This is a genomic window from Oryzifoliimicrobium ureilyticum (assembly GCF_037199735.1).
GTDB classification, from domain to species: domain Bacteria; phylum Pseudomonadota; class Alphaproteobacteria; order Rhizobiales; family Rhizobiaceae; genus Rhizobium; species Rhizobium ureilyticus.
Genome location: NZ_JBBBVQ010000009.1, coordinates 23263 through 49676, shown reverse-complemented (window position 1 = coordinate 49676; position 26414 = coordinate 23263). Strand labels below are relative to the sequence as shown.

28 protein-coding genes are annotated in these 26414 nt (G+C 58.3%); 15 read left to right on the top strand and 13 right to left on the bottom strand.

Annotated elements, in window-relative coordinates; genetic code table 11:
* Nucleotides 1–48 precede the first annotated feature (48 nt).
* Nucleotides 49–1344, bottom strand: a complete 1296-nt coding sequence (locus VQ830_RS13585) for a Gfo/Idh/MocA family protein (protein ID WP_337268663.1) — start codon at nt 1342–1344, stop codon at nt 49–51.
* 158 nt (nt 1345–1502) lie between these two features.
* Between VQ830_RS13585 and VQ830_RS13580 the strand changes: the two genes are divergently transcribed.
* Entirely contained in the window at nt 1503–2006 is a 504-nt protein-coding gene (locus VQ830_RS13580) for a GNAT family N-acetyltransferase (protein ID WP_337268662.1), read from the top strand.
* Between the two features lie 54 nt (nt 2007–2060).
* Here the strand turns inward: VQ830_RS13580 and VQ830_RS13575 are convergent, their stop codons facing one another.
* Nucleotides 2061–2465 carry a hypothetical protein gene (locus VQ830_RS13575; protein ID WP_337268661.1) on the bottom strand — a complete coding sequence of 135 codons (405 nt, stop codon included), beginning with the start codon at nt 2463–2465 and terminating at the stop codon, nt 2061–2063.
* A gap of 571 nt (nt 2466–3036) precedes the next feature.
* On the opposite strand from VQ830_RS13575, the gene VQ830_RS13570 reads away from it, so the two are divergent.
* Nucleotides 3037–3456 carry an SRPBCC family protein gene (locus VQ830_RS13570; RefSeq protein ID WP_337268660.1) on the top strand — a complete coding sequence of 140 codons (420 nt, stop codon included), beginning with the start codon at nt 3037–3039 and terminating at the stop codon, nt 3454–3456.
* Nucleotides 3457–3515: 59 nt separating this feature from the next.
* On the opposite strand, the gene VQ830_RS13565 is transcribed toward VQ830_RS13570, so the two are convergent.
* Complete coding sequence (locus VQ830_RS13565) at nt 3516–4439, bottom strand: CE1 family esterase (RefSeq protein WP_337268659.1); 924 nt, start codon at nt 4437–4439, stop codon at nt 3516–3518.
* 193 nt (nt 4440–4632) lie between these two features.
* Here VQ830_RS13565 and VQ830_RS13560 point away from each other — a divergent pair, with 193 nt between their 5' ends.
* Entirely contained in the window at nt 4633–5535 is a 903-nt protein-coding gene (locus VQ830_RS13560) for a helix-turn-helix transcriptional regulator (RefSeq protein WP_337268658.1), read from the top strand.
* A gap of 91 nt (nt 5536–5626) precedes the next feature.
* The gene (locus VQ830_RS13555) at nt 5627–6334 is read left to right on the top strand and encodes a YbhB/YbcL family Raf kinase inhibitor-like protein (protein ID WP_337268657.1); all 708 of its coding nucleotides are present in this window, start codon (nt 5627–5629) and stop codon (nt 6332–6334) included.
* Between the two features lie 122 nt (nt 6335–6456).
* Here the strand turns inward: VQ830_RS13555 and VQ830_RS13550 are convergent, their stop codons facing one another.
* Nucleotides 6457–7344 (bottom strand): LysR family transcriptional regulator, encoded by an 888-nt coding sequence (locus VQ830_RS13550; protein ID WP_337268656.1) that lies wholly within the window; start codon nt 7342–7344, stop codon nt 6457–6459.
* 121 nt (nt 7345–7465) lie between these two features.
* On the opposite strand from VQ830_RS13550, the gene VQ830_RS13545 reads away from it, so the two are divergent.
* Complete coding sequence (locus VQ830_RS13545; protein WP_337268655.1) at nt 7466–8080, top strand: pyridoxamine 5'-phosphate oxidase family protein; 615 nt, start codon at nt 7466–7468, stop codon at nt 8078–8080.
* Between the two features lie 78 nt (nt 8081–8158).
* The gene (locus VQ830_RS13540; RefSeq protein WP_337268654.1) at nt 8159–9022 is read left to right on the top strand and encodes an alpha/beta fold hydrolase; all 864 of its coding nucleotides are present in this window, start codon (nt 8159–8161) and stop codon (nt 9020–9022) included.
* Between the two features lie 88 nt (nt 9023–9110).
* Here the strand turns inward: VQ830_RS13540 and VQ830_RS13535 are convergent, their stop codons facing one another.
* On the bottom strand, nt 9111–9494 hold the full coding sequence (locus VQ830_RS13535) for an ACT domain-containing protein (protein ID WP_337268653.1): 384 nt from the start codon (nt 9492–9494) through the stop codon (nt 9111–9113).
* Nucleotides 9495–9584: 90 nt separating this feature from the next.
* Nucleotides 9585–9830: a DUF982 domain-containing protein gene (locus VQ830_RS13530; protein WP_337268652.1), complete on the bottom strand. Its 246-nt coding sequence runs from the start codon at nt 9828–9830 to the stop codon at nt 9585–9587.
* A gap of 76 nt (nt 9831–9906) precedes the next feature.
* On the opposite strand from VQ830_RS13530, the gene VQ830_RS13525 reads away from it, so the two are divergent.
* Nucleotides 9907–10461: a GNAT family N-acetyltransferase gene (locus VQ830_RS13525; protein WP_337268651.1), complete on the top strand. Its 555-nt coding sequence runs from the start codon at nt 9907–9909 to the stop codon at nt 10459–10461.
* A 92-nt stretch (nt 10462–10553) separates the two neighbouring features.
* On the opposite strand, the gene VQ830_RS13520 is transcribed toward VQ830_RS13525, so the two are convergent.
* Entirely contained in the window at nt 10554–11966 is a 1413-nt protein-coding gene (locus VQ830_RS13520; protein WP_337268650.1) for a PepSY-associated TM helix domain-containing protein, read from the bottom strand.
* Nucleotides 11967–12031: 65 nt separating this feature from the next.
* Nucleotides 12032–12424 (bottom strand): hypothetical protein, encoded by a 393-nt coding sequence (locus tag VQ830_RS13515; RefSeq protein WP_337268649.1) that lies wholly within the window; start codon nt 12422–12424, stop codon nt 12032–12034.
* Between the two features lie 259 nt (nt 12425–12683).
* Here VQ830_RS13515 and VQ830_RS13510 point away from each other — a divergent pair, with 259 nt between their 5' ends.
* Together VQ830_RS13510 and VQ830_RS13505 are read left to right on the top strand one after the other, a co-directional pair.
* Entirely contained in the window at nt 12684–14492 is a 1809-nt protein-coding gene (locus VQ830_RS13510) for an SIR2 family protein (protein WP_337268648.1), read from the top strand.
* Between the two features lie 221 nt (nt 14493–14713).
* Nucleotides 14714–15943, top strand: coding sequence for an argonaute/piwi family protein (locus VQ830_RS13505; protein WP_337268647.1), 1230 nt, complete (start codon nt 14714–14716; stop codon nt 15941–15943).
* 114 nt (nt 15944–16057) lie between these two features.
* On the opposite strand, the gene VQ830_RS13500 is transcribed toward VQ830_RS13505, so the two are convergent.
* Nucleotides 16058–17437 (bottom strand): tetratricopeptide repeat protein, encoded by a 1380-nt coding sequence (locus tag VQ830_RS13500; RefSeq protein WP_337268646.1) that lies wholly within the window; start codon nt 17435–17437, stop codon nt 16058–16060.
* A 173-nt stretch (nt 17438–17610) separates the two neighbouring features.
* Here VQ830_RS13500 and VQ830_RS13495 point away from each other — a divergent pair, with 173 nt between their 5' ends.
* The 3 genes from VQ830_RS13495 (at nt 17611) to VQ830_RS13485 (ending at nt 19775) form a co-directional block, all read left to right on the top strand.
* Nucleotides 17611–18444 (top strand): MerR family transcriptional regulator, encoded by an 834-nt coding sequence (locus VQ830_RS13495; protein WP_337268645.1) that lies wholly within the window; start codon nt 17611–17613, stop codon nt 18442–18444.
* Nucleotides 18441–18698: a hypothetical protein gene (locus VQ830_RS13490; RefSeq protein ID WP_337268644.1), complete on the top strand. Its 258-nt coding sequence runs from the start codon at nt 18441–18443 to the stop codon at nt 18696–18698. The genes VQ830_RS13495 and VQ830_RS13490 overlap by 4 nt, the downstream gene beginning before the upstream one ends.
* A gap of 441 nt (nt 18699–19139) precedes the next feature.
* On the top strand, nt 19140–19775 hold the full coding sequence (locus tag VQ830_RS13485) for a DUF1062 domain-containing protein (RefSeq protein ID WP_337268864.1): 636 nt from the start codon (nt 19140–19142) through the stop codon (nt 19773–19775).
* Nucleotides 19776–19934: 159 nt separating this feature from the next.
* Here VQ830_RS13485 and VQ830_RS13480 read toward each other — a convergent pair whose 3' ends face one another.
* Both VQ830_RS13480 and VQ830_RS13475 read right to left on the bottom strand, forming a co-directional pair.
* Nucleotides 19935–20315, bottom strand: coding sequence for a lysozyme inhibitor LprI family protein (locus tag VQ830_RS13480; protein WP_337268643.1), 381 nt, complete (start codon nt 20313–20315; stop codon nt 19935–19937).
* A gap of 78 nt (nt 20316–20393) precedes the next feature.
* Nucleotides 20394–20774: a pentapeptide repeat-containing protein gene (locus VQ830_RS13475; RefSeq protein ID WP_337268642.1), complete on the bottom strand. Its 381-nt coding sequence runs from the start codon at nt 20772–20774 to the stop codon at nt 20394–20396.
* 142 nt (nt 20775–20916) lie between these two features.
* Between VQ830_RS13475 and VQ830_RS13470 the strand changes: the two genes are divergently transcribed.
* From VQ830_RS13470 to VQ830_RS13460, 3 genes are all read left to right on the top strand, one after another.
* Entirely contained in the window at nt 20917–21978 is a 1062-nt protein-coding gene (locus VQ830_RS13470) for an aminoglycoside phosphotransferase family protein (protein WP_337268641.1), read from the top strand.
* A gap of 254 nt (nt 21979–22232) precedes the next feature.
* On the top strand, nt 22233–24299 hold the full coding sequence (locus tag VQ830_RS13465) for a prolyl oligopeptidase family serine peptidase (RefSeq protein WP_337268640.1): 2067 nt from the start codon (nt 22233–22235) through the stop codon (nt 24297–24299).
* A gap of 77 nt (nt 24300–24376) precedes the next feature.
* Complete coding sequence (locus VQ830_RS13460) at nt 24377–24982, top strand: hypothetical protein (RefSeq protein WP_337268639.1); 606 nt, start codon at nt 24377–24379, stop codon at nt 24980–24982.
* 3 nt (nt 24983–24985) lie between these two features.
* Here VQ830_RS13460 and VQ830_RS13455 read toward each other — a convergent pair whose 3' ends face one another.
* Together VQ830_RS13455 and VQ830_RS13450 are read right to left on the bottom strand one after the other, a co-directional pair.
* On the bottom strand, nt 24986–25663 hold the full coding sequence (locus VQ830_RS13455) for an AbiV family abortive infection protein (protein WP_337268638.1): 678 nt from the start codon (nt 25661–25663) through the stop codon (nt 24986–24988).
* Nucleotides 25664–25982: 319 nt separating this feature from the next.
* On the bottom strand, nt 25983–26366 hold the full coding sequence (locus tag VQ830_RS13450; protein WP_337268637.1) for a hypothetical protein: 384 nt from the start codon (nt 26364–26366) through the stop codon (nt 25983–25985).
* Between the last annotated feature and the right edge of the window lie 48 nt (nt 26367–26414).

Sequence of the window (26414 nt, the reverse complement as noted above, 5' to 3'; positions counted from 1 at the left end):
GGCGAGCTTATGCTGACCGGTCCTTTTGAGAGCGAGGATCGGTGCGGCCTACATCTTGATCTCGGCCGGCGGACCACGAAACGCATCCAGCTTGGGCGCCGGTTGCAGCTTGACGGGCTGGCCCGTCTGGGCGGACTGATAGATGGCCTCCATCAGGATATGGTCCTGCATGCCTTCCTCGCCCGGGGTGCGCGGGATGCGGTCTTCAATGACGCAGCTCGCCATATGGTCGATTTCCGCAGCGAACTGGTTCGGCGCATGAAGCGTCAGGTTTGCTTCCGATGTCGCATCGTCCTGCCGGCTGGTGATCGCCAGCTTCTGACCCTCATATTGATAGGCGTTCGGCATATCGGCGACGGCGGTTTCGAAATTGAGGCGCTGGTGCTTGTCGTCGCGCGCACCATAGCTGGTAAAGCAGTTGGCAATCACATTGGAGGCAAAGCGCAGCGTGAAGGAGACGGTTTCCTCGACCTCCTTATAGCGCGGGTCGCCGGGCGGGCTGTACATCGTCGCCATGATCTCGACCGGTTCTTCGCCGGTCATGAAGCGGGATGTATTGAGAAGGTAAAGGCCGATATCCGGCAGGGATCCGCCGCCCGACATCGCCTTCTTGTGTCGCCACTGCTTGTATCCGTCTTCGGCCACGGTCTGCACATTGATGGCCGAGATGCCGACGAGGCGGCCGAATTTCTTCTGGCGGACGAGTTCGGCAAGGCGCAGATTATAAGCCTCATACTGGATGCGGTAGGCAATCATCAGCTTGACGCCGGCTGCCTTACAGGAATCGATCATCTTCTTCGCCTCAGCCGAGTTGATCGACATCGGCTTTTCGCACAGCACATGCTTGCCCGCTTTGGCGGCACGCTCGGTATACTCACGGTGCATGCCGTTCGGCAGGACGATGTAAACCGCCTTGATCTCGGGATTGTCCTTGATGGTGTCGAAGGCGTCATAGCTGTAGCAGGCTTCTTTCTTGATGCCATATTGCGCGGCGACCGCTTCAAGCTTGTCCGGCGTGCCCGAAACAAGCGCGACGACCTTGGCCTTTTTGGACTCGGCAAAGGCCGGCAGGATCTGCTCCAGCGCCAGCCTGCCAAGACCGACGATGGCAAAGCCGACGCGCTGTTCGGGAGGCAGCGGGGCAGGGAGCGGCCCGGAGGGCGTATCGGCCGGCGAGCGCCAGGGATCGAACATCACCTTGCCGTCCTTCACATGTCCGACATCCACCGAGGACGGCGAAGGATAGGTCTGCGCCGATGCCTTTGAGGCAATCAGCGCCCCGGCCGCCCCGACACTGGTAAGTTTCAACAGACTGCGGCGGTCGATGGCTTTCTTGTCCGGCATGGGAGGCTCCAGGTTCCAGGTGTGATGGCCGAACGTCCCTGGATGGAGATCGTTTCCTGGAAAACGGCGCAGTGTTTTGCGCAATCTGAAATTATGGTTCAATGCACGATGCCGGCTTGTCCGGCAGGCATATGTTCAAACGTCGACGGGAAGCCAGGATGGACCATATCGAAATTGCGCCGATGGCAGCCGATTATATCGAGGACTATCATCAGGCTCTCGACACAGTCGCGAAAGAGCGCCGATATTTGACTTTCCTTGAGGCGTTTCCGCTGGCCGAAACGCGCGATTTTGTGCTGTCCGTGCTGGAAAAGGGCAATCCCTTCGTCGTTGCCCTCAAGGATGGGCGCGTTATCGGCTGGTGCGATATTTCCCGCCACGCCTTCGCCTCTCATGCCCATTGCGGCTCGCTCGGCATGGGCCTTTTGCCGAGTTATCGAGGGCAGGGCATTGGTCAGCGCCTGATGACCGCCGTCCTTGACCAGGCCCGGCAGGCCGGCTTCATCCGCGTTGAACTCGCCGTCCACGCCGACAATACAAGAGCGATCGCCCTTTACGAAAAGGTCGGCTTTCAAAAAGAAGGCGTCAAGCGGCGCAGCGTCTTCATCGACGGTCACTTCAAGGATACGGTCATGATGGCGCTGATGCTGGATGAGGGGTGAAGTAAGCTACTCGCCGCATGTATCGCTGCACCGTTTTCCGCACGGCGACGGGCGTCAGTCGGCTGTCGCGGATCGAAGCATTCGTTGCGCCTTCAATTCGACAAGGAATCGGACCGTTCCTATCGAGACCGTCATAAGCATGAACTCGCCGCACGCCACCGCGAATGTCTGCTGCGACGGATCTGTCATGAAGCCCATCAAAAGAACCCAAAAGGCAGCGACGATCATGCCTTTGCAGACGGAATATTCGGCTGTTCTTGCCAAGGAGCGATCGTGACGTTGTTCCAAAGGAAAATGCACCATGAGGCCTTTGATCGCCAGCAGGCATAGGGGAAAGGTCAAGCCGATTTTGAAGAGATTGATGTATTGAACCGACTTACTGAAGAAAAACAGGAGGCCTGGAAAGATAATGGCCGGAGCCCAATAAAATGCGTAATCGAAAAAAACCCTGCGCGTCATGAAAACCTCCACGCGAGCTATGCCGCATTAAAAACGTCTTCCGACCCTGCGGCGGGGTATGGACAACTTTAGTTGGCGGATGGTGCGAAGACAAGATGGCTGGATCAGGCAGCGATCGCCGATGACTTGTTTTAAGGACGCTTCGGAGGGAGAAATAGATCCCGTATCGCTCGACTGAAGAGACTTAGGAAGCCCGCTCGATGTCAGCTGTTTTCAAGAAAGGGATCGAGCCTGACCACCGGTTCCTATCGCTGCTTTAAAAGACCTGCCTTTTGTATTCACCTGCATCACGAAACTGCAGGCTGACATAGCAATTGCTGTAGACGCAAATTGCCAGCACAGTGCGCCAAGGCTTGATCGCGCCTGAGGATCAATGAGGGGGCGCCCGATCAGCAGGCAGGTTGCCAAGACCGATCCTTGAAAGACGGCAAGGACAACCAAATGAAGACGCCATCAGCTGGCCGCTGGTGGCAACAGCTGGATGCAAACGGCATTCTCCAACGATTGCTTTTGCCATCGGTTTCCTGTGAAGTCATTGCGCAAAAAGGGTCGCTGCAAGAGGAGATGTGCCGTGACGGATGAGCCGATAATTGTTGAAACCACGATCGATGCGCCGCTGGAGCGCGTGTGGAAGGCCTACACTTCCCCTGAAGATATCACGCAGTGGAACTTTGCCTCCGACGACTGGCATTGCCCCGGCGCGAAGGTGGACCTGCGCGAAGGCGGCATCTTCTCCGCCCGTATGGAGTCGAAGGACGGCAAATACGGCTTCGACTTCGAGGGGACCTATACCAAGATCGTCGAGAACGAGTGCATCGAATATCGTTTCGGCGAGCGGCATGCGGCGGTCGCCTTCCTGCCGGAGGGCGGCAAGGTCACGGTGCGCGTCAGCTTCGATCCGGAAACCGAGCATTCGCTGGAGCAGCAGCGCGAGGGATGGCAGTCGATCCTCGACAACTTCGCGAGGCACGCGCAGCAGATCGCTCGCTGAACAGGCTTAATCTTCGTGAGTGGCGGCACTGTGCAGGCGATGTAAAGCGCAAGCCCCGCTCACCCGTGGTGATAGCGCTGGAAGAAGTTCCAGACTTCGACGGGCGTTTCGAAATCGTTGCTGCATCCGCCGAAGCGGGGGCCGTCTTGTTGATGATCGCTGGTAGCGGTGGCAAGACGCGGGGCGCAGTGGCCCCCTGTTTCGATGCGGAACCGCTCAACGCCCGTGCCGGCCTGGCAGCCGGTCCATTCGGTGCGGTTGGCGCGTGTCAGGTCATGCGGGTTGAGGTGAGGCAGGAAGTTGGCGGTCTGCCCGGTGCAGCCGTCGATCCGGCGCCAGTATTCGGTGGTTTCCGGCACCGACGTCAGCCGGCCATAGGTTCTGATGGCGCCATCATAGGGCTGCACGTCATCGCTATTGCCGTTCACCACCATCACGGCCATCGGATGGCCCGGCTTGCAGTTTTCCATCTGCGCTTCGTTCATCGCGCTGGAAACGGTCGCGATCGCCGCGATCCTGTCCGGCAGGGAGCAGGCGAGGGTGTAGGACATCAGCGCGCCGAAGGAAAAGCCGGTCGCATAGATCCTCTTCGGATCGGCGATTTTTTTCTCGACAAGATCATTCAGCATCGTGCGGAAAAAGCCGACATCATCGACCGGCTCGCCGTTGATGACAGGCTTTCTGGCGATGATGTTCCAGGCCCCGTCGATGGCCTCCGGGTAAAGCGTGACGAAGTTTTCCTTATCCGCCACAGCATCGAAGCCGCTGTATTTCTGGAAATTGGCGGCCTTGTCGTCCGAACCGTACATGACGACGACGAGCGGTGCGGGATGGCCGGCAGCGCCCGGCGGAATATGCAGGATCGCGGTGCGCTCGACACCCTGCCACGGATAACGCAGCAACTGATCTTCGGCATGGGCCGATATCGCGCCGGCAACAAGGAAGAAGGCGAGGAGAGGCAGGCGAAGCGATACGCGGAACATGAAGGGGGATCCGGATGAAGGAGGGAATGTTCGACAGGTGACATAGGTCGCGCGCGGGCCGCTGGCAATGGCGGGGTAGCAGGCGGGCGCGAAGAAAGGGGATGGTCGCAATGCGTGCCGGCGCTGATTTGAAATCTTGTTTCCTCGCGGTTGGCAAAGGGATAAACCCCACGAAGAGCACCGAGGATGAGACATGACGGGCGAAACGGAACGTGGGCTGCACAAAGCGGACTATATTGCAAAGCTGCTGACGCTTGCCAGGCACGACACGCGGGAGGCCGCAGCGGGCGAGCATCATCCTCCTGTGAATGCCGCCTTTGTTGCCCGCAACCGGGAATGCATAAAGCAACTTGTCATGCCGGCTGTCGGGCTGTGCATCGTCCTTGAGGGCGCCAAGGAGATCACGTCCGGAGCCGAGCGCCGCTTTTACAGGAGCGGCGACGCCTTCATCCTTCCCAACGGCGTACGGCTCGACGTCGTCAATGAACCGGATGAAAAGAGCGGGTTTTACAGGGCGCTCTTCATCCGGTTCGATCGCGCCCTTGTTATCGAGGCGTCGCGGCTGTGGCCGCAATTCGTGAACCAGCAAACGCGTTCTGCCGAGCCTGATATCACTCATGATCTGTGCTCCGCCATTCTGCACGCCGCCGAAGCTCTGTCTCACCGGCTGCCGGTGTCGCGCCGCGTTATCGAGCACCGTCTCCTCGAGGTGCTGTTGATCCTGGCCGAACAGGGCGTGCTGTCACTTGTGCCGAAATATGTGGAGGATTCGGTGGCGACGGCAGTGCGGCTCCTCCTCCGGCACCGGCTTCATCAGCCATGGAGCGCGGCATCGGTGGCGTCCCATTTCGCCATGTCAGAAGCCACGCTGCACCGGCGTCTTCGGGCGGAAGGTTACACCCTGCGGGATCTGCTGCTGGACGAGCGAATGAAGGCGGCCTTTCTTATTTTGAATGACCGTGATGCCGATGTTGCCGATGCGCTCGCCGCCACAGGCTATCGCTCCCGATCTCATTTTTCGCGGCATTTCCAAGAACGCTATGGGGCAACGCCTTCGCAGGTCCGCCAGCGCCGGGTTCTGGTCCCGCAAGCCTGACGGGATCCGGCTCAAAGCTGATCGATCTCGGATCATGTCCGGGCAGACCTGTCGATATCCTCGTCTTATCAACAGATGAGGGTTTATCGATATGCATCATTTTCTGCGAACAATCATGATGGCCGGCGTTGCGGCATTTGCAACCATAGCCGTCGGAGCGCAGGCTGCGAGCCTGAAGGTCGAGATCGATGGGGTCGATCAGGCCGGCCGGCTGCCGAACAAAGCGGCTTTCTGCCCGGCATCATCCGCCGGCCAGAAAAACGTCAGTCCCGGCATCGCCTGGTCGCCAGGCCCGCGAGGCACGAAGTCCTATGTCCTGCTGATGACCGATCGGGACGTTCCCCAAGATTTCAGCCAGATCAACAAGCCCGACGTGGTAATCCGGCGCGCCGATCCGCGCATTTCGGTCTATCACTGGGTGCTCGTGGACATTCCGCCTGGTATACGGTCTCTGGAAGAAGGCGTTGACAGCCGCGACCTTACCCCGCACGGCAAGCCTGTGGGCGAAACGAAATATGGCCGCAGGGGCTCCAATATCTATGCCAGCTTCTTTGCCTCAAGCGCGGAGATGGCAGGCCCTTATGGCGGTTACGACGGTCCCTGTCCGCCCACCAATGACGAGCGCCGTCATCGCTATGTGGTTGAGGTCTTTGCGCTGGATACGGCTTCGCTTGGCCTTTCCGGCACGTTCGACGGCGCCGCCGCCCGCGATGCGATGAAGGGGCATGTTCTCTCGCAGGGGATGGCGACGGCGACTTATGCGCTCAATCCAAACGCGCAGGACGCGCCTGTGCAGTAAGAAAACCATCTTCTGATAAGTCTTGAGATGGACCTCAAGCAGGTGCCGGCATCGCCGTACCTGCCTTCGGCCGTGCTCATGCCCGGCCGGCTACCCCCTCGGGGCCGGCCACCGAGACAAACCTACAAAGCGCTCAGCACGGACTTCAGCCGCGGCGCGGCATAGTCCAGGAAGCGGCGCATCTTGAGCGGCATCTGGCCATAGGCGGCGTGAACGAGGCTGACCGGAACAGCGGGCGGCTCAAAGGCTTCGAGAATGATCTGCAGTCGTTTGCCCGCTACAGCCTCCGCCACCTGATAATGCAGCAACCGAACGACGCCGGCATGGCGCAGCGCAGCGCGCAGCGCGCCTTCGACCGTGGAGACGGAAAGGCGCGAGGCGACCTCCAATTCCTCATCGATCTTCGTTGCCGGGTTGACGAAGCGCCAGATTGGGGCGGATCCCGCCCCATCGAATTGAACGCACGGCATCTTGCGCAAGTCCTGCACCGTCTGCGGAATGCCTGTCTCCCCCAGCAATTGCGGACTGGCGCAGTGAACCGTGCGCATCTTGCCGACGCTCGTTGCAATCATGCTGCTGTCGGCAAGCCTGCCGATGCGCACGGCCATGTCGACATGATCTTCGACCAGATGAACGTTCCGGTCGAGCAGCATGAGGCGAATGCTGATTTCCGGGAACAACGCCAGAAAATCGGTGACGATGGGCAGGACGTGCAGATGCCCGAACTGAACGGGCGCGGTGATGACGAGTTCGCCGCGCGGCTCGGTGAATTCGCCGGCCGCTTGCCGCTCGGCCTCCTCGACCTGATCGATAATGCGCCGCGCCGCCGCAAGATAGGACGCGCCGGTGTCGGTGAGGCTGAGCTTGCGCGTGGTGCGCACCAGAAGCTTTGCCCCCAACACCGCCTCCAGGTCCGAAACCTTGCGGGTGATCGTGGTCAGCGGCAAGCGTCGTTTGCGCGCTGCTGCGGAGAAGCTGCCGGTGTCCACGACATCGATCAGCAGAGACATGGCCTCCAGTCTGTCCATCGATCATACCATTTTTCGGTTAGGTGATGACCGATATTAGCGAATTATCCCAAAATTCGAAATAGGCGATAGTGGCGTCATGAAAGAGATGAGGAGAAGGCCAATGGCTTACGGATTTCTCGATATTGCCGTGACGCCCAGCGTGCGCGCTGCCCAAGCGGAAATGGGCGTCGATGGCATGTGGGCCGATTTCAAGGGCCACCGCGAATTCGATCGCTTTTCCGCCAGCGAAAGAGACTTCATTGCCCAGCGCGACAGCTTTTACATGGGATCGGTGTCGGAGACTGGCTGGCCCTATGTCCAGCACCGGGGCGGACCTCGTGGCTTTTTGAAAGTCATCGACGATGCCACGCTTGCCTTTGCCGATTATCGCGGCAACCGGCAGTATATCAGCACCGGCAACCTTGCCGCCAATGACAAGGCCTGCTTCTTCCTCATGGATTATCCGCGCCGGGCGCGTTTGAAGATCTACGCCCATGTCGAAAAGCTCGATCCGGATGCAGATCCTGATCTTACCGCCGCCGTGACCGATGCATCCTATGGCGGGCGGATGGAGCGGATCTTTCGCCTGAAGCTGGCGAGCTTCGACTGGAACTGCCCGCAGCACATCACGCCGCGGTTCACCGAAGAGGAAATTGCCGCTGCCGTTCGGCCGCTGCGTGAGCGTCTTGCCGCTTTGGAAGCCGAAAATGCCGAGCTTCGCAGCCGGTCTGCCTGACGCGTCCTGCGCTTTTGCCACAACCAACCTCAACCTGCCGGGCCGTCACAAAGGCCCCGGCCTTCCTGGAGTGCGACCATGACACAGATCCATTATCGCAGCGTCGAAGTCGACGGCTTTGAGATTTTCTATCGCGAGGCGGGGGAGGCGGGGAAGCCGACGCTGCTTCTGCTGCACGGCTTTCCGACGTCCGGTCACATGTTCCGTGACCTCATTCCGCTGCTTGCTCAGGATTTTCACCTCGTTGCGCCGGATCTTCCCGGCTTCGGCCGTTCGGCCCTGCCGCCGCGCGACAAGTTCAACTACACCTTCGACAACCTCGCCAAGGTCATCGGCCGCTTCACCGAGGTCATCGGGCTGCAGAATTTTGCCATCTATATCTTCGACTATGGGGCGCCGACAGGTTTGCGCCTGGCGCTGGCGCATCCGGAGCGGGTGACGGCGATCATTTCGCAAAACGGCAATGCCTATGAAGAAGGCCTGAGCGAGGGGTGGAACCCGATCGAACGCTATTGGCGCAACCCGAGCACGGAAAACCGGGAGGCTCTGCGCGAGATGCTGAGCGCTGATGCCATCAGATGGCAATATGAGCATGGGGTGAGCGATCCCTCGCGCATTTCGCCCGACGGCATTGCGCTCGACGTCTTTTATATGCAGCGGCCGGATGCGGATGAAATCCAGCTGGACCTGATGCTGGACTATGCCAGCAATGTTGCGCTCTATCCCGCCTTCCAGGACTATTTCCGCCGGTATCAGCCAAAGCTGCTGGCGATCTGGGGCGATAAGGACCCCTTCTTCCTGCCGCCCGGGGCAAAAGCCTACCAGCGGGACATTCCAGCGGCGAGGGTCGAGTTTCTCGACACAGGCCATTTCGCGCTCGAAACCCACGCTGCGGAAATTGCCGATGCCATCAAGGATTTTCTGGCGGGCTCAAGCCGGTGAGGCGCCGAGGCGAGCTAGCAAAAGCGGGATGATCGGCAAGATTGCCTTCCAGCTCGATCAATGATCCTGACGTGCCCTTGCCTGGCTCTCAGATGAAGGAATGGCCCGCCTGCACCAGCAGATCGCGGGCCTTTTCGAGGTCGCTCTCTTTGACAAGCATGTGGTCTCCATCAAAGGTGGACACCACGAATATCCCGATGCCCTTCGTGGACAGAGGCTCAATCACCGACAGCACGATGCCGGTCTCGTCGAAGGCGAAGGGCCCCTGGAGCTTGATACAGGACCAGTCGCAATCGGCTTTCACAGCCGGCGCAATGCGGTCCTGCAGGCAGACGATGGAAAGCTCCTCGTCCGTGCGGCTGATGCTGACAAAGCCGCTGCCATCGGCCCAGGCCGGAATGGCTTCGGAGGGCTGCAGCCGGGCGACGGCATAGGAGCCTTCCAGGATGCGAAGACGAACACGAGCAGCCATCGGATTTTCCTTTATTGGGGCGTTGCCTGTCGCGGCCCCATTTGTTGCAAGGGTTGAAGGCTAAGCGCAAGCTTTGCGGCGCGCCGGCCTCTATTCCTTGATGGCGATGCCGGCTTCGTGCGCCGCGGCGATAAAGGCAAGGCGGGCGGCCTCATCACTCTTCTTGCCTTTGTGCGCGGCCTCGAGGATGAGCAGGGCCTTGTCCAGCGCCGGACCTTCCTCCAGCGGCCAGTCTTCGATCAGCGCCCATGAGGCTTCCTGATTGTTCTTGATGGTGATGAACTTGCCCGGTTCTTCCAGCGCCACGGACACGCTTTTGTTCCAGTCTTTGCTCACGCGTTTTCTCCAATGCCTTTTGGCCTGCTTCCTACAGCATCGCTTCGCCATTCGAAAAGGATTTTCGGTCAGGCGGATGCGAGATGAAGAGAGTGAGCATCCGCTTCGGATGGCGCGGCGAGATGACCTCCCTCAGGCGAGCACTCACCCGGCGCGCTTTGCCGCTGGACGCCTTCTTCCAAGACGGTATCCTACGACCATGGATGGCTATGAACTGATCCTCATTCAATGCGAAGACGATGTGGAGGCCTATCACCGGATCAGGCATCATGTGTTGTTCGATGGCAGCAGCGCTTACTTGCGCGAAGGGCCGGATGAGGTCAGGGAGGAAAACCTTTCGCTCCTTCTCAAGCGCCATGACCAGCCGCTTGGGACCGTGCGGCTGGATCAGAAGCGCGATCGCAAGGCGATCATCCGGCTGGTGGCCATCGCTTCCGACATTCAGCGGCAAGGCCACGGCACCGTTCTGATGACACTTCTGGAACAGCGCGCCGCCTCGCTCGGTATCGAAGAGCTTTTCGTCCATGCGCGGCCGGCAGCCTTGGGATTTTACACCAAGCTAGGCTTTAAACCCTTTCCATTCGAACCTGACAATGGCGAGAGCGTGCAGCTTCACAAAGTGCTGGTTTAGAGGCTCGCACTTAATCGAAAAGCCTCATGATCTAAACGCATCAGGACGCTCGTGAGAAGGGGAAAGCCCAGGGCGCGCCTGGGCTCTGCGTGTTAGGACAGCACCCGCCGCAATGGCGGGATGAGGCGCAGGACGATCTGGTCGAACAGCACCATGACGGCGATGGCGATGCCGCTGATCGGGAAGGCGATGCCGAAGACCACAGCGATGAACCAAAGGCCTATGTAAACGCTCCTCGTCGGCGGCATGGGCGGCACGCCGAGCCGGCCGGAGGGGCGGCGCTTCCACCACATGATTGCGGCGCTGACGCACATCAGGATGATCGAAAGGCAGGTTGCCAGCATTAGCAGCTGGTTGAAGAGGCCCCATTCCTGGCCCTGGTGGACATTGATGCCCCATTCGATCCAGCGGCCGACAGGCGCATATTGCCCATAGGAGAGATCGACGAGCAGGGTTCCCGCATATTGGTCGATATGGATCGTCCGTTCTTTTGAAAGGTCGTGCGGGAAGATCGAGGCGGTATAAACGCCCTTTTCATTTTCCGGAATGGCCATGTCGAAACCGGGCGCCATGCCGGCCTTTTGTGCAACCTCCACGGCCCGATCAAGGTCGATCGGCGCTGGCATGGCATGGTCCATGCCGGGCATATCAGGCATGTCAGCCATATCGTCCATCTGCATCGTCGAGGCGGGCACCGGCGCATTTTCCATCACCCAGCCGGGGTCTGCCGTCACATGATGCTGGTTCTTGGACGAGTTCGGCACGGCATCCCACAGCTGTGCGGGATAGCCGAGATCATGGGCGGTCAGCCAGGCATTGGCCTTGCTGCCCCAATAGCCGGTCCAGGGCATGCCGGTGGCGGCGAGGAAAAAGATCATCAGCCCGGCGACAGCGCCCGTCACGGCATGAAGGTCGCGCCAAAAGACGCGCCGCGCCGGCGTTGCGCGCACGCTAAGGACCCCGCCGCTCTGCTGGCGCGGCCACCAGAGGTAAATGCCCGTTGCGACCAGCATCAGGGCAAAGCCGCCGACAACCTCCACCAGCCTGTTGGTGAAGATGCCGAAATATTCGAGGCTGTGGATCCTCTTGACGACCCAGTTGAACTCGTTGTCTGGCGCGACCTGATCCAGCACCTTGCCGGTGTGGGGATCGATGAAGACGAGCCGCTTTCCGGCAGCGCCCGAGACGGTCACGACGGCCGAGCGCCCGGCATCGGCCGGCTCACGGTAATTGACTGCCTTCGCGCCCGGCACGGCCGCAACGGCGGCGGCAACGATCTCGGATGGCTTCAGCGTGGTAGGGCTCTGCGCAACGATGTTGCGATAGGCAAAGACGGTGTCGTTGATCTCGTCCTTGAAGAGATAGAGGCTGCCGGTCACGGCAAGATTGAGCATGAAGGGAATGACCAGCAATCCCGCAAAGAAGTGCCAGCGCCAGATGGCGCGGTAAAGCGAAAGCGAAGAAGGGCCAGCCGCCCGGCTGGTGTCGAGTGTTTGGTCGAGCATGGATTTATCCGTGTGCAAAGGCGTGTACGCCCGCATTCATCAGGGTATCGCGGCAAGCCGCGGGTTCAGGCCTGAAAGACGGAAGAGGGCGGGGCGCGCGGGCCCGAACTTGGCGGATAGAGCCGCGGCGACAGATAAAAAGCTCGTTCGAGCACGACGGATGCCGCCGTCAGCGCCCCGCCGGGCAGGGCCACCAAGGGCGGCTGCGGCAGAATGATCGAGGCAGAAAGCCGGCAGGCCTCGCAGCCATTTTGCGGCATCGCATCCTTGCCGGGCTTTTCGCCTGTATGCGTGAGGCAAAGCGAAGGAATGCTGCCATCCGGCAACTGATAGGCGGCAAGCTCTGCAGTGGGCGAAAGGGCGACGACAGGCTTAAGCGCAAAGCCCAGCATCACGAGCGCAAGGGCGCACATGATGCGAAGAAGGCTAGCTGTCATCGTCCGGCGTTGAACCATCATCGGCCCTGTTGAAATCGTCTGCCATCTAGCGGGGCGGGGGAAACACGGTCAATGCGGCATTTTAAACTGTTGGGGGTGTTTGTCTCCTGTGTAAACTTGGCGAAGAAGTAAGTGTGCATATTGCCCGAAATGGCTTACAAAAGCTTTCCTTCCTCGAATATGATGAATTGGTAATTTATTCAGGAACATCATCATTAAGCCCGTACCGACGATCTCAGGTGCTCAGTTTGCTACCGCCTTTGACCTCCGGCCAAATCTTTTGGCCTGGTTTTTAGGTGCTGGCGCCTCTGCTGCTTCCGGTATTCCAACTGGATATGCGATGATACGGGATTTCAAGGCGCAGATTTTTTGCCGCGAAATGAACCTTTCAAAGCGTGAGATCGATACGTCTGATCAGATATGGATCGACCGCATCGACGCCTTCTTTCGAAAAACGTCATTGCTGCCACCTGATGGTGATCCAACTGAATACGCTAAAGCTTTTGAAGCAGTGTATCCCCAGCCCCGTCATCGCCGACAGTACATCGATGACGCAATATCGAAGGGGTCGCTCTGCTTTGGACATAAGGTTCTTGGGAGTTTAATAGCATCGGGTCAAACCGACTGTGTCTTCACCACCAATTTCGATCCACTCATCGAGGAGGCTGCACATTTAGCAAATTCGATTCTGCCAATAGATAATCAAAACCGCCCAACCGTAGCGGCTATCGATTCAGCTGATCGTGCTATGCGGTGTCTCAATGAATCTGATTGGCCTTTGGTTGCAAAGCTCCACGGAGATTATCAGTCAGTCTCAATCAAAAATACCGGATCGGAACTTGAGGAACAGGATGCCCGGATGCGGCACGTCCTAGTGGAGGTCGGCAAGCGTTTAGGAATGGTATTCGTGGGCTATAGCGGACGCGACGCTTCGGTTATGGAGGTTCTGAACGCGGTTCTGGATGCACCGTCGCCATTTCCCAATGGGTTGTACTGGCTCACCTCCTCCGCTTCCCGCTTGCTTCCAGCCGTCAGCGAATTCTTAAGCCGGGCGCTGGCGACCGGTGTGGACGTGGCAATTGTCGAATGCGCCACCTTCGATGAACTTGCTGCTCAGATCATCAAAGCTACTGATCTCCCTCAGCGCCTATTTGATTGGGTTATGGAGGGGCGCCCGACACCGCGATTGGTGCCTGTACAGCTGCCCACCGCCGAAGCTCGATCCTTCCCCATCCTGCGTTATTCCTCGCTACTAATCGAAAGTATGCCGGGTAAAGCGCGTCGTATAAAACTCACGCAGCATGCAACATCTCCTGTAGTCAGAGAGATGTTAAAGGAGAAAGGCGTTAGAGCGACAGTTGCATCGAAGGGGCGAGAGATCGCGGTTTTTGGCAAGGATCGAGATATTATTGAAGCACTCGCTCCACTGGGCGCAACGCTCGACGGCGAAGTTGAGCTAGATCTGACGACAGATAGCTGGGCCATGGGGCTAGTTTACGACGCATTAGTAAGAGCCCTGACGCGGCATCTACCGCTTATTCCGCTCTACAAACGGTTCGGACATTCCGTTGTCATAGCCTCGCCTCGAAAGGGAGAGGATTTAGAAGAGGGCCGTCGCAACGCTTCGCTGCTGTATAACCTTAGGCAAGCTTATAAGAGCGACCTAACCGGTACGGTTCCTGGTCTTGGACTTCCGTTCCAAGAGGGCCTGTTCCTGAAGTTAGAACAGGCAAATGGACGCTGGTGGCTAGGCTTCGAGCCCTACACATTCGTGCAAACCCCACACCGCCACGAAGGCAATCTAGCGTCCGTGGAAGAAGCCAATACCGATCCCATGAGTGTGCGTCGTGACCGAGGTGGCGATCCTGCGGGTGATTGGCGTCGGGAACGTTGGGCACAACGATATAATAGAAATTGGGCAAGTATCATCGATGCTTGGGCTCAACTTCTCACTAAAGCAAATGGAAACACGAAGCGGGCGTTTGGATTGCCGGACGGCACTGGGATTGATGCTGTCTTTACAATTTCCTCTATGACGGGTTGGAGCCGCCCGGGTCATCACGACGTCTATTTCGACAGGACCACCTGATGAGCAGCCCGGCCCTTTTGACAAAGCTCCCGCCGTTCACCCTGCTCAATGAGCCTTCTCTATCCTTTTCGCCTTCAGATGCTACGCATGTTGATGTCCACCCGCTCCGCGGCCTCGTAAACTTCGGACCATACTCGAAAGGATCGTTTGGTGGTTTCACCTCGAGCATAAGAATTGCTACCATAGGGCCTAACAGCGCATTCAAACGGCGAGGCGAGCTAATGCGTCTACTGTTTAACGTGCACCGTCCGTCTGACAGGTCTGAGTACGTCCCACAGTATCCAGGCTTTGAGCAGCTTTTTCATGTAGCGCTTGCCTCAGCGCCACCTGAAGCGCACATTAGATGGCCAGAGCATCTTCATGAGCTGCCTGGAGATGGCGATGTAGAGTCTCGACTTTACGACGCGATGGAAGCAGCGCTCCGACGGCTTTATATTGTTCGTAATTCGTTCGATGTCGTACTTGTCCACTTCCCCGATAGCTGGAATCCCGCGACGCGTAGCAAATCTTTCGACGCCCATGATGCGCTCAAGGCGCTAGGTGCCAAGTACAATATCCCGACGCAGGTGTTGAACGACAGGGTGTTTAACTTTCAACACAAGGCGTCACTTGCATGGCGTTTAGCTACTGCCCTTTATGTGAAGGCTGCCGGCACGCCCTGGAAGCTGGCGCGTTTGCAAGGAGTGCCAGTAGACACGGCTTACATCGGTCTCGCTTATGCCCTGCGCGGTGATCATGGGAACGTACATTATGTGACGTGCTGTTCCCAGGTGTTCGACATGGATGGTGGCGGCATGCAGTTTGTGGCCTTCGAGGCTCGGGACCCCGTCGTCGACGTTGCCGAGGCTCGCAGAAATCCGTTTTTAAGTCGTGAGGACATGCGAGCCGTTCTTGCCAGGAGTCTATCCCTTTACCAAGGGCGCAATGGCGGTAATCTGCCTAAGCGGATGGTCATCCACAAAACGACGGCGTTTAAGGACAGCGAAATCGAAGGAGCGTTTGATGCACTGGCAGGCGTCTCTGAGATCGAGTGCGTGGAAGTCAACTCAGCATCCTGCTGGCGTGGCGTTTGGCTAATTAAGTCTGGCTTCCAAAGTCCACCTTCCAAGCCCTCGAATTACCCCGTTCCCCGTGGCACAATGGTAGTGCGTTCAGGGAATTCCGCAATGGTGTGGGTCGCAGGTAATGCACCTACGGTGTCAAACAAAGGTGACTATTATCAAGGAAAGAAAAGTATCCCGCGCCCGCTGCAATTGATTCGTCATTCTGGAAGTGGGCCGCTTGAATTAATTGCGCACGAAGCGCTGGCGTTAACAAAGATGGATTGGAACAATGATGCACTTTACGATCCTGTACCGGTAAGCATCCGTTATTCACAAAGACTAGCGCGCACGATCGCGAACGTTCCTGACCTGCCACGCGATGTCTATCCATATCGTCTCTTCATGTGAGCTTTAAGAGCATCACGTTTACTAGGCTTCAATTGTAAAGTTAACTCCCTTGCGGGCGTGTGACTGGCAATCAGGTAAGACTTATTCTCATCTGCCTCGCTTTGCCCCTGCCGCTCACCCCACCCTCCGCCGAGCCTCCGTATCCTCTCGCAACAGGTGGACCAGATGCGACTGGCGTTGTTCGAAGAGGGCGGCGAATTTTTGGTATTCTTCGGGCGTCACCTTATTGAACATATGGCTGTAATAGATGGAGCCGCCTTGATGGCTTTGAAGGTGGCTGAGAAACGACCAGTAGAGGGCCTCGATCCTATCCTGCGGGATGGCTTTGCCGATGTCGTAGGAGACGCCAAGCCAGAATTGCCCGGCCGGATGATGTTTATAGGCGGCGGCGCGCCAGTATTTGAGGGCGAGGTCCGGATTCTGCTCGACGCCCAGGCCCTCGTGAAAGCTCGTGGCAATATCGACCATGGCTTGCGCATCGCCCGCATCTGCGGCGGCCTGGAGTTCGTGGGAATAGGTATAGTCCTTTTCGGGAGCCGGCTCGCGGTGCTTATTCTCTTCTTCGATGACTTTTTCGGCCTCGGCAAGGATCAGATATTGTGCGCCGGCATGGCCGCGGTCGCGCGCGGCGCGCCACCAATATAGGCCGCGCTCGCGGTCCTGCTCGACGCCATATCCAAAGGTGTAACTGATGCCGATATGAACCATGGAATTGATTTTGCCGGCTCGCGCCATCTCTTCGATCTTCTCGGAATAGCCAAAGGCAATTTCGCGCGGCATGAGCGCAAGCTCCTTGTTGTCAAGCAGCTTTGGATGATCGGTGCAGAGCAGCACCGTATAGGCCCAACGGTCGTAATCAGTAGCCATCGATGCGAGCTCTTGGTAAAAGTCCCGGCTGATCGCACTGCCGTTCAGCATACTGAGCGTTGCCCAGTAAAGTGCCGAGCCAATATTGCTCTCCTTTGAATACCTGGCGTGTTCGATCAAGGCGAGCATGAATTGCGCACCTGCATGTCCCAGCTGGGACGCTTTGTTCAGATAATCCGAGCCGCGCTGTTCATCGATCGGCACGCCTAGGCCCAGGAGATAGCTGACGCCGACATGTGCCATGGCGTCTGCATTGCCGCCCTTTGCCGCCTTTTCGGCCTCTTCGGAGTAAGCAAAGGCGGGGAGGGTCAGAGGGCCTCGGATGGTTTTGTCGTTATAAAAGTCCGCAAGGGTATAGCCTTTCAGCGACAGGACCTTGAGGCGTGACTCGAATTCGCCATAGCTGGCAGCCTTTTGCCAATAAAATAGCGCCCGTGCGCGGTCGGGCTTTACGCCGCGTCCTTCCTCATAGGCACCGGCGATGGCCATGATCGCGGTGAGATCGCCCTCTTGCGCCGCCTTTTCCAAGGCCGGCGAATAGGCAGGCCGTTCGTCTCCGCGCGGATCGGCCTTGCCGCCAAAAATTTTGCGGATGCCGCCGCGAACGCGCCCCAAAAAATCCGTCACAATTTCGATCCCCCGCTGCTTCTTATCGCTCCTGTCATAGGCGCGCCAGCCGGATGAAGGCAAGCGGCATTCAACCGGGGCGAGCAGGGGGAGATTTTGCCGTATCGCGCGATTTTCTGCTTGAGCCGGACCTAACGTCATACCCTATTGAAGATGCTCAACGGGAGTTTTCGATGCGCGAGCGGGGCAAGCAGGATGAAGTTTTACTGACGGCGCAGGAATGTGCGGAGCGGATCGGCATCAGCATTCGCTCGCTGCGGCTTTACGAGCAATATGGGCTGATTGCTCCGCGCCGCACCTCCAAGCAATGGCGGCTTTACGGCGGCGCGGAGATCGTTCGCCTCAACGAGATATTGGCGCTGAAAATCCTCGGCCTCAGCCTGCGTGATATCGCCAAGCTTCTCAATGGCCAGAGCGCCGATCTCGAGCAGATCCTTTCGCTGCAGAGCGAGGCCCTGGCCAATAGCAGGGACCGCGCGGTTCGCGGCTTGCAGGTCATTGAAAATCTCCAGGCGAAGATGCGCTCCGGAGTGACGCCGACAGTCGACGATCTCACACATCTCGCAAGGGAGACCCACATGAGCGAGCCTTCCAGGGACAGCGCCGCATGGCGCAGATACGAGCAGATGCGTCCGAGAACCGAAGTTTCCATCGCGGCGCATTTGCTGAATGATTACGCCGGGGCCTATGAGATGGCGGATGGAACACTTTCCATCGTCACCAATCACGGCGGACAGCTTGCCTACCGGATCGTAGGCCAGTCCGATATCGATATTTTCCCGGAAGGCGAGGCGGCGTTTTTCATGAAGGCGCTGCCGGTTCAGATCACCTTTCGCCGCGACGCGCAGGGCAAGGTAACCAGTCTTGTCCACCACCAGAACGGATTTGAAGATCATGCCGCCAAAACGGCCATCGAGCCGATCCTTGCCATCGAGGCTGAAGTGTGCAAAAGCGCATCCGCACCCAAACGCCCATGCCGGACAGCGAGAGGATCCTGCGCCGAGTGATCGAAGAGCATGCGCGGGGCGAGCCCGACCTCGACGGCATGTCGCCGGCCTTGGCGGCGGCGGCCATCGAACAGAAGGACGCGATTTGCCGCGAGTTGCAGGCCGCCGGCGCTTTGAAACACCTCACCTTTAAGGGCGTGCAGAATGGCCTCGATATATACGAGGTCGCGTTCGAGCATGCGAAACTGGAATGGGGTTTTGCCTTTACCCATCGCGGCAAAATGAGCCACCTTTATTTCCGCCCGGTTTTGTGACGGGGCTGGTGCGCAAGCGCGTCGGTTCTATGGTGACGGCTTAGAGAGGGCTCACCCAAAACAAAGCAAGCCTCCATCCCGCGTTGCAGAAAAGCCGCAGCGTGATTGCTTTCGGCGCCGTGCCGTCGCGGGGGGCTGCATTCCGGCCCGATCTTTTGCTATCGCTTATGTGAAGAGCATTGGCGCATCGAGGTAGACTTTGCCTAAGTAAGGACCGGTCTCAATCCAGTTTCACCCCATACGGCCTGGCGGCGATCTGCTGCCGGCGTATGATCATGTTCATCGGGTGGTGGCAAGAGACCGGTTTGGCATTGTTTTCCTGTGCCAGTACAGCTGCGCTGTCTCTGCTCTTCACCCGCCCATCAGCATCGCCATGCCGCGCCCATCAGGGTTTTCTCAAGCACCATCGTGGTGGACTTCCAGACGGAAGACCAAGACGATATGTGCAAGACACTTCGGGTCCGGTGGACCCTTACTCCGCGCAAAGCGCCAGAGCCCTTCATCGCATGCAGCGGATGCAAAGGCCTTCGCGCCTTTCGCTGCAGCGGAAAAATCCGGCTCAATGCCAATGGCCGAAGGCTGGATGCCTGGCTAATCTATAAATGCGTTGACTGCGACAAGACCTGGAACAGGGCGATTTTCGAGCGGCAGACCCTTCGCGATATCGACCCCACCACGCTTGCCGCGCTGCAATCGAGCGATCCAGGCTGGGTTCGGGCGGAGGCGTTCAACCTCGAAGCACTGCGGCGCAAGGCGCAGCGGATCGACGAATTCGACGATCTGCTGATCGAAAAGGCCATCGTCCACGAGGCGAGCGGCTGGACGAGGCTGGCGATCGAGCTGGCAGTGCCGCTGCCGGTCAGCACACGGCTTGACCGGTTACTGGCCTTCGAGCTGAAGGTCTCGCGCTCGGCGCTTCAAAGGCTTGCCGAGGCGGGCATGGTCCGCATCGACACCGGCCATGCCGACGCGCTGCGGCGCCGGGTAAAGAGCGGCACGGTGATTAACATCGATCTTGCCGGATGGCTTGAGAAAGATCGGCAGTTAAGGCCGCTTGCGACGGGCAGTCCGTCATAGCGCGCCGCGCATCCGAACGCAGGCGCAAAGGACGCGCTCACTCTGTGAATCTGCGCATCAGGCTTGCCGAAAATCGATTTCGATTTTCGGGCCGATGCTGCAGGCACGCGCGGAAGGCCTGGGACACTCCGGGCCTTCCGGCCCGAGGGGTCGCCGTCTTTAAAAATCCGAACCGTAGTCTTCGAGGTCCTTGATCCGCTGCTCGATCACGCCAGCCCGGCAAGCAGGATAGTGGATCACCTGCCCCTCCCGGCCGAAGTCGCTTTGATAAAAGGTGCAGGAGCTTTCCTTGTACGTGTTCCATGCCCGTTGCTCTTCAAGCAGCGATTGTTTGGCGTCCGCGCGGTCGCCCAGCCGGGCCATGAGATCTTTCCAGACCTGGTTCAATTTCGCATCGGCCCGCGCCACCCACTCGCCGCCGCATTTGCCGAACCCGTAGTTTGTCCCGCCCGACTCATCCATGCATTTGTCATAGATAGCGTCCGCCGAAGCGTGGGAGGCGGGAAGAAGCAGGACGAGTGCGATAAGCAGTTTTCTCATGGTCGTTTTCCGAGGGGCGAGGGGTATGAGTTGAGCGCGGAGCCCGTAATGGAAGGTGTTTGCTGAAGCGCTGTCGCCTCAGCTTTTCGCTTTTTCATAGGCCAGAAATAGATCGCTTACGAGGACGCCATTGATCCGCATTCCCGTCAGATCGGCATCTTTGATCTCGGCATCTGCCAAGGTAACGTCACTGATCGTCAATCGCGACAGGTTTGCATCCGTAATGGAGGCACCGGATAGATTGACGTTGTTAAACCGAGCATCGGCCAGATTGACGTCATCGAAAGCCGCTTCGCTTAAATTGGTGTCGGTGAATTTCGCTTTGCTCAAGACAGCGTAGAAGCGCGCGTCTTCAAGGTTCACGCCATCGAATTCAGCACCCGATAGATCGGCTCGCTCGTAACGCATCCCCTTCAACTGAGGTCCATCAAATGGATTATGTTCCTGCTGGTCGCTCATTCCCGCTCCTCAAGTCAGTCTTCGCCCCAAATCAAAATATGCCAGATTGCGCAAGCTATTGCGACGATTGGATGTCAAATGCGGCATCGGTGGCTAAAGGAAGCAACCCGTAATTTCGAACGATCAATCTTGCGCAGTTGCGGTGCGCGGCGAACAATGGATCGAACGTGATGAGAAGCATCGCTACGACGTTGATATCGCTTCAGGGCAGCTTCTCGTTCTCGATAATGCAGGCGGTTCTCTTATGGCAGATGTTGATCCGGCAGTGGTTTGGGCGAAGGAACAGTTGGGTGCGCACGGGGTCTCGGCGCTCGGCGAGCCTGCGCTTGTTCGCGCTGTGCCCTGGTCGCGGGTCTATCGCTTCGAGACGCAAGAGGGCCGCTTTTATCTGAAGGTGAGCGCGCCCGCTTTTGCCCGGGAGGCGGGGCTGATCGGCTTTCTGGCGCCGCGTTTTGCCGATGCGGTGCTGCCGGTTCTGGCGCATGACGCCGATCTTGGCGCTTTCCTGATGCCGGATGGCGGCGAGCCGCTGCGGGTCAGACTGAAGGACGGCTATGATCGCGATCTCGTTTGCGGGCTTTTGGGGCGCTATGGGCGAATGCAGCAGGTGCTGGCAACGGATGTGGACGGGCTTCTGGCGCTCGGCCTTCAGGACTGGCGCATGGCGATCTTTCCGAAGTTTTATGCAGATCTCGTGGCCGATGAGGATCTGCTGACCGGGGAAGGTTTTACCATCGGCGAGATCGACGCCTTGCGGAAAAGGAGTGCCGATGTCCATCGCCTTTGCCGCATGCTTGAGGCGTTCGGCATTCCCGAAACGCTGGAGCATTGCGACTTTCACGACAACAATGTGCTGGTCCGCGAAGGGAAATTCGTCATCAACGATTGGGGCGATGCGGTGATCACCCATCCGTTCTTTTCGCTGGCAAGCTTTCTGGACAGTGCTACCCGCCATCATGGGTTCGATCCAGCCTCAAACCTCGCCGGCGATCTGAAGCGTGCTTATTTCGAGGTCTGGCTTGCGCAGGAAAGCCTTGACCAGCTGGAGCGCATCCTCTGTCTCGTACAGACCCTGCGCCCGCTCGAATTTTGCTTCAACTTCCGGCGGGTTCGAGAGACGACCGGTGTCGAGGGATTTCAGCCCTACATGGGTCACATCGGCGCAGCGCTGCGGCGCTTTCTGGCAATGCTCGGGCAGAGCTGAGCGCTCGCTTTCAGTCGATGGCCACGCTGCCGATAGAGCCAAGGAGCGATATCATCAACGATGAGGAAAGCACATTCGAGGCCATCCTCACCGCAACGCTCCCTGGGACTATGGGGCTGGCGCCGGCAGGTCGGGAGGGGTATCAACGATGTGTACCCCGCCGAGCTTTGCCGCGTCCTATCGGCGCGGCCGAGTCGATTGTCAAACTTGATTTTCAGTCGCTTTTTTAGCCACGACATTTCAGGAGATGCCCAATGTCAGATCACGCCGATATCAGGCCCACCCTTGCAGCGCCCGATGACGATCCGCGGCTGTGGCTGGAGGAGATCGAGGGCGCGCAGGCGCTTGCCTATGTGGCGGGCGAGAATGCCAAGACGCTTGCCGCCTTTGCCGATGCCCGCTTCGAGCAGGACCGCGACAGGCTGGCCGAAGCGCTCGATCGTTCCGACAAGATCGCCTACGTGACCCGGCGGGGCGGGCTTCTTTATAATTTCTGGCAGGATGCCGACCATCCGCGCGGGCTCTGGCGGCGCACGACGATGGAGCAGTATCGCTTGGAGCGTCCTGAATGGGAGGTGCTGATCGATATCGATGCGCTGGCTGAGGAGGAGGGGGCCGATTGGGTCTGGCGCGGCGCTTCCAGCCAGCACGGGCATTACGATCGCGCCATCTTATTTTTATCGCGCGGCGGCGGCGATGCGGTGACGCTGCGCGAATACGATGTCGACAGCAGAAGCTTCGTGGGCGACGGCTTCAACCTGCCGGAAGGCAAGAGCGGGATCGACTGGCTTGATCGTGACACGTTGCTGCTGGTCAGTCCGCTTGGCGAAGGCATGGCGACGAGCTCGGGCTATGCGCGAACGGTGCGGCTGTGGCGGCGCGGCGCCGATCCGCTGGCGGGTCCCGTGTTGTTTGAAGGCGCGGCAACCAGCATGAGCGTCGGCAGCGACGTGCAATATCGCGGATCGCAGGAATTGTGCGTGTTCGTTGAGCGGACGGGCTTTTTCGATGCCGTCATTCATGTCGGCGATCGGACGGGGCCCAAAATGCGTCTCGATCTTCCTGCCGATATCCGGGTGTACTGGGACGACGATTTCGTGGCGCTCAGCCCGCGAAAAGACTGGGTTCTAGACGGGCGCATCTATCCATCCGGCTGCGTTCTTGGACTTGATCTCGATACGTTTCTCGCGGGCGGGCGCGACTTCCGCCTTTTGTTTGAGCCGACACCGCGCCGCGCTTTGGAGAGCTTCTTCTGGTCCAACGGGCGGCTTGTCCTGTCGATCCTCGATGATCTGCGCGCGCAGTTCCTGGTGCTCGATCCCAAGCAGGGATGGCGAGAACAACGCATCGAAGGACTTCCGGAGCTTGGAACGGTCAGCGTCTGGTCGCTGGACGCCTTTTATCAGGAATCCAACGGCGATCTTCTGGCCTATTCATCCGATCCCGTCACGCCGCCGACGCTTTACGAGATCAGCCCGGCGCTGAGCGCGCCTTTGGTGCTCAAGCAGGCGCCAGTCCTTTTTCGCGCCGACGGTCTCGTCGTAACCCGGCATGAGGCAATCTCCGTCGATGGCGAGCGCATTCCCTACGTGCAGGCCGGTCCGCCCGGCGAAACAGGCGATGCGCCTGTCCATCTGTCAGGCTACGGCGGCTTCGAAGTCTCGAATATTCCCGGCTACTCGGCCTCGCTCGGTCAGCTCTGGCTGGAAAAGGGCGGCACGAGCGTCGTTGCCAATATTCGCGGCGGCGGCGAGTTCGGCCCCTGGTGGCACGAGGCGGGACGGCGCGAGAAAAAGGCGCGCTCGCATGACGATTTTGCCGCTGTCGCCGAGGATCTCGTGCGGCGCGGCGTAACGCGGCCAGGCCGTATCGCCGGGCATGGCGGGTCGAATGGCGGTCTGCTGATTGCCAATATGCTGGTGCGTTACCCCGAGCGTTTCGGTGCGCTCTTATGTACCGTGCCGCTCATCGACATGCGGCGCTATCACCGGCTTCTGGCCGGGGCGAGCTGGATTGCCGAATATGGCGATCCCGACAAGCCGGAGGATTGGGCGTTCCTGCAACATATGTCCGCCTATCACACGGCAGAACCTGGCCGACCCTATCCGCCCATCCTGATTGCCACCACGCAGCGCGACGACCGGGTGCATCCCGGCCATGCCCGCAAGATGGCCGCCAAGCTGCAATCCATGGGCTATGAGGCCTATCTCTACGAGCAGGAAGGCGGCGGACACGGGGCAGGGCGCAACAACAAAGAAGTCGCCGCCTTCTCCGCCCTCGGCCTTGCTTTCCTGCGAAAGAAGATCGGCTGGGAGGCGTGATGGCCAGATATGTTTCGAAAGGGGCGCGCCTGCATCGGCGCTCTCTTCTTAATGTCAATTCGCTCTAAAACAATGTGATGAAATCGAAGTATATTTTCATTGTTCTTATGTCCGCCTTGGCAGTGAATGCCCATGCGGCAGAGCCCGCTTCGGCTTTTTGCAGGCAGGTGAAAAAGCTTCCGCTTGGCGATGTAAACAAGGTTAAAGCGATGATCGGCTCGATCGAACCTTCGAGAACTTCCGAAGGAAGCACCTCGGGCGGACGCTCCATCGAGGACCTCGAGAGGCTGGTCAAACCCTTCGCATTGTCTGAAGGCTTGAAGGACAGCCTCTTGAAAAACCTCGACGATATCGACAGCGATTATTCGCTCTACCATAACGCCAGCCGCACGGTCTTCGACTTCATGGGCGTGGCCGGTTCCGAGAAATGCGCGCTCGACGTTTGGGCGGAGCGTAAGGGCAACCAGTTGACCGAAATGCAGCCGGAGCCCGATCTCGGCGACGCCTGCGATGTCGTTCGGCTTGTCGGAACATACCAGAAGCAGCCGATCCTGATCCAATATGCCTTCGGCCCCGACGAGGATCAGGACGCTTCAAAACTGCCGCCGATCGCTGAAGTTCGGATCGTCAAGATGAACGCCAGGGACATGGGAGACGTTTGCGTCGTCAAGCCGCCGTTTTGACCGTCAGCCCGCAAACTTCAAGCCAAAGAATTTTCGAATTTCATCTGGGTCGTTTGTATCAAGCCCTTCGTTTCGCATAGCCTCGTAGAAGCGGACAGCCGCATGAGCCATGCCGGGGCTTTTCGCATGCGGCCCGACATGCTGAATCCAAAGCTCTATTTCCCGGATACCGATTTCACGTTTTGGCACGAGAATTCCGGCGACGGTAACAAGCATGCTGGCCAACCGTTCGTCTATGACCTCCGGCGGCTCCGACCAATGCGCCTTACCAAGGCAATCCGTGTAGAATCCAATCTGCTTTATGGCGTCTAACAGTGCAGGATGATCGCTGTCACTATCATATATTGGCCTTAAGTCACATAAGCTCCAGGCACCCTTCGCGGCCAACTCCGTGATGATCCACGCGACGTTTTTTGCCGTGTGTGAACGGTAATCTTTCCATGCAGCTTTCAGGGCCGCATCATCGGGGGCCGTAGACATACCCCTGAGAATTGAAATCTTCCCGGCTTCCTCGATGGCTAAGATTGCCAATGATGCGGCAGACGGAAACCGCCCATTGGCGAGCAACAACTTTGCATCATCATGCATCCGCTTCGCGCTACGGCCTGCTGCATTCATGCCAAAAGCGATTTTTTCCGCTGATAATAGGCCTTTGTAGGAGTCCAACCGCTTGAAAGTCATTGGTCAGGTCTCTCTAAAAGCTAAAAAATAGCAAGAAAAACCAGTTATTTCATGTACTTAGTCAAGAAAATGGCGTATGATAACTTCTATTATCAACGCCTCAAGGAGACGGCACATGAAAAAAATAATCCACTGGACAAACCGGCTGCGCCATGCTAGAATCGTAAGCCTTATCAAGGGCCTTCGGCAACCTTACAGGCTAAAGCCGCACACTTACGCTTATCCGTTCGCTTCGCTCTCTCGGCTTTAGCCTGTAAGGTTGCCGAAGGCTTACCATATTTTTCATAAAAAGTCAATGCCTGGAGTGCGTTATCTCCAACTAATGCTTGCCACGAAGCTCTTCCGCTTTAGCCTTTAGCCGCTCTATGCGGGCTTTTTCTTCCGGATTTCCGGCCCGATTCAGCAAGATCACCTCATAATTTTCTGCATCATTCGTTATCCATGACGCCTCGGCCTCGTACGAGTGACCCTGCTTAAGCTGGGCGGGCGAAATCACCATGCTTTGCAGTCTATGGCCCTTGTCGATCCACCAAACAATAGCGCCTGAATCTTTCATATGATCCGCTCCATTGAGAATATTGTATGCATGAGAAATTGTATGCATGGCAAAGCGGGTGTTGTGCTGAAACAATTGGTAAACATATAGCCCGTGCGAATGTGATGGCAATTCACACGGGAAGCTACCGTTCGTGCCAAAGCTCAAAACGCCGCAATGTTGTGCCTGGTAGCGCCCTCAATGATCAGCCAATAA